Source organism: Planococcus sp. A6, assembly GCF_028823615.1.
Lineage (GTDB): Bacteria > Bacillota > Bacilli > Bacillales_A > Planococcaceae > Planococcus.
Map to the genome: position 1 here is coordinate 1 of NZ_JAPEHT010000233.1, position 2,209 is coordinate 2,209.

The 2,209-nt window shown below is 37.2% G+C and carries 3 protein-coding genes; all 3 read left to right on the forward strand.

Annotation, left to right across the window (positions count from 1 at the left end; translation table 11 throughout):
• Nucleotides 1–63 precede the first annotated feature (63 nt).
• Complete coding sequence (locus tag ON064_RS18060; protein ID WP_274625851.1) at nt 64–276, forward strand: helix-turn-helix transcriptional regulator; 213 nt, start codon at nt 64–66, stop codon at nt 274–276.
• Nucleotides 266–961 carry a hypothetical protein gene (locus tag ON064_RS18065; RefSeq protein WP_274625852.1) on the forward strand — a complete coding sequence of 232 codons (696 nt, stop codon included), beginning with the start codon at nt 266–268 and terminating at the stop codon, nt 959–961. Before ON064_RS18060 ends, ON064_RS18065 begins: the two co-directional genes overlap by 11 nt.
• A gap of 107 nt (nt 962–1,068) precedes the next feature.
• Nucleotides 1,069–1,959 (forward strand): peptidase MA family metallohydrolase, encoded by an 891-nt coding sequence (locus ON064_RS18070; protein ID WP_274625853.1) that lies wholly within the window; start codon nt 1,069–1,071, stop codon nt 1,957–1,959.
• Nucleotides 1,960–2,209: the final 250 nt, after the last annotated feature.

A 2,209-nucleotide genomic window follows, 5' to 3' on the forward strand; every position in this document is an offset into this window, starting at 1 on the left:
TCTTTTATTACACTAAAGGTGTAAAAGGTTTTTTACACATCGAATCTATAAAGGATGTTGTCAATGGAAAATCAAATTAAGGGGCTGCGTGAAAAGAAAAATATTTCACAAGGGAAGCTTGCAGATATGTGTAGTGTCAGCAGGCAAACAATCAACGCAATCGAGAACAACAAATATGATCCCAGTTTACAGTTGGCTTTTGACATGGCAAAAAATTTGGGAGTAACGGTAGATACGCTTTTTTTAAATGGGGGTGGGGAAGAAAATGAAGAATAGAAAGATGTTTGTAGTATTACTCGGTTTAGGGAGTTTAGCGTTAATTGGCAATTTGATTTATCGGTTCTCCATGAGCCTGGAGGTCGGATTCATAGAAATATTATTCTCAAGTCTTTTCTTGTTTTATTTCTTATTTACAATCACATGGGGGTCTCGAAAAAAGAAAAAAGACGGAATTTTACCCAGTGAAGAGTTGGGGAAACAAATAGAAAAGAAAAGTATTTCCGCTAGTTATTCCATGCTTATCGGCATCCTGTTAATCGGACTGATTATTGAAAGAATTGCCACTGGTACAGTTAATGTAAGTTTAATGGTTATACTGGGCATTTCATTAGTATTACCTGCGTTATTGACGTATATCATTGCCCAAACCTATCAAATAACTCCAAATATAGTGGGAAGAATAACTACTCGGATTATCGAAGTAAATGCAAACGTAAGTAAAAAAGTAAAGGACAGAGTATTGGGGATTTCCAGCATACTAATTGGTATGTTTATCATTAGCCCTTTGTTTGATGAATCCAGAGGCTATTATGATTTATTGGTATATTTATTCGGTGAGCCAGGCAATGACGACTTTAATCCTTTTCCTTACTTGTTTACAGCAATAATTATTGCTTTACTCTTCTATTCGATCTATCAAATTGAAACGGCATCCAAAGAAGGCAGAAAAAAAGGAAATTAAATATATTGCTCAACTCTACAATTAAGTTATTCAATGGAGCTGAATCTGCTGGGGATTGCCATAAAAGTAACCGACGGACAATAAAGCATAATTGAAAGAGGGATTCAATGAAGAAATCGACAAAAATTACCCTGACCATCACGGCCCTAATTGTTTCCTTCGTTTTCCTTCTTTTATTGGGCGGAAGTTTTGTTGTACATAAAGCAGTAATAGAACCTCTTGATAAAAATCTTACATATATTCAGACGATGAAGGGTTTTATTACTGGAAATGCAGATGGTAAAGGTGAAAAACAGCTGAAAGATTCTTCCATGTGGGAAAATCATCACCACATCTCCATTTATTATGAAGAGAATTTTTCAGAGCTGCTGCCACTCACCAAAGAAACCTTGGACCTGGCCATCGAGAGAAATGAAGAACTCTTTGGCGAAACCGACCCTGTCCCGGTTGATTTGCTGGTCTATGAGAACTTTGTGGAGATGAATGGGTTCAAGCTGCGTGAAGCTAAGGATGCGTACTATTCAGATTTCCAAAAAATCATAGCCATCCATAATTCGGGGAAGGAGGTTTTATTGGCTGAAGATGAACTTGCTTTGTACAATTTCCGGCTGGTACTTCTGCATGAATACACGCATTATGCCTTTTATCAAAGAGTATCGAACGCAAATCATTATCCGATGTGGTTTATAGAAGGGGTAGCGGAATACGCCGGCACTGATCCGGAAAGGGTTTATAATCCGCATTTTCAGACCATACCTTTTGCAGAATTAAACAGCACAGTGCAATGGGAAACAGCGCTGACCACACAGCTTACGAGCCCTTATTTGCAAAGTTACTATGCGTTGGCGTTCCTCACTGCGGAGTATGGGGAGGAAGTGATTGCGCAACTGATTGATTCCGTGGATGAATCCCGTAATTTTGAAGAAAGCTTCTTAGAGGTTACCGGGCTGACGTTGAGTGAATTGGAAAATGTGTTTCTAAATTCTTACAAAGACTGAAATTGATTTTTGGTTCAGCTATAGTAAGCAACTGTTATGATTTAGAGCCAGAATATATATATAGATGAATCTTGCTTTTGCAGGTGGCGTTCAATAACATAACTGCATCTATTGATCAAAATACAACGATTTATTTTAAAAAGGGGGGTAACTCATGAACAGGAACTTCAAATTTTTTCTGCTCTTTCTTGCTGGTATAATTGTTGGTTTTGTAATTTCATCTTTTTTTAAAAATCAGTTTACATATCAT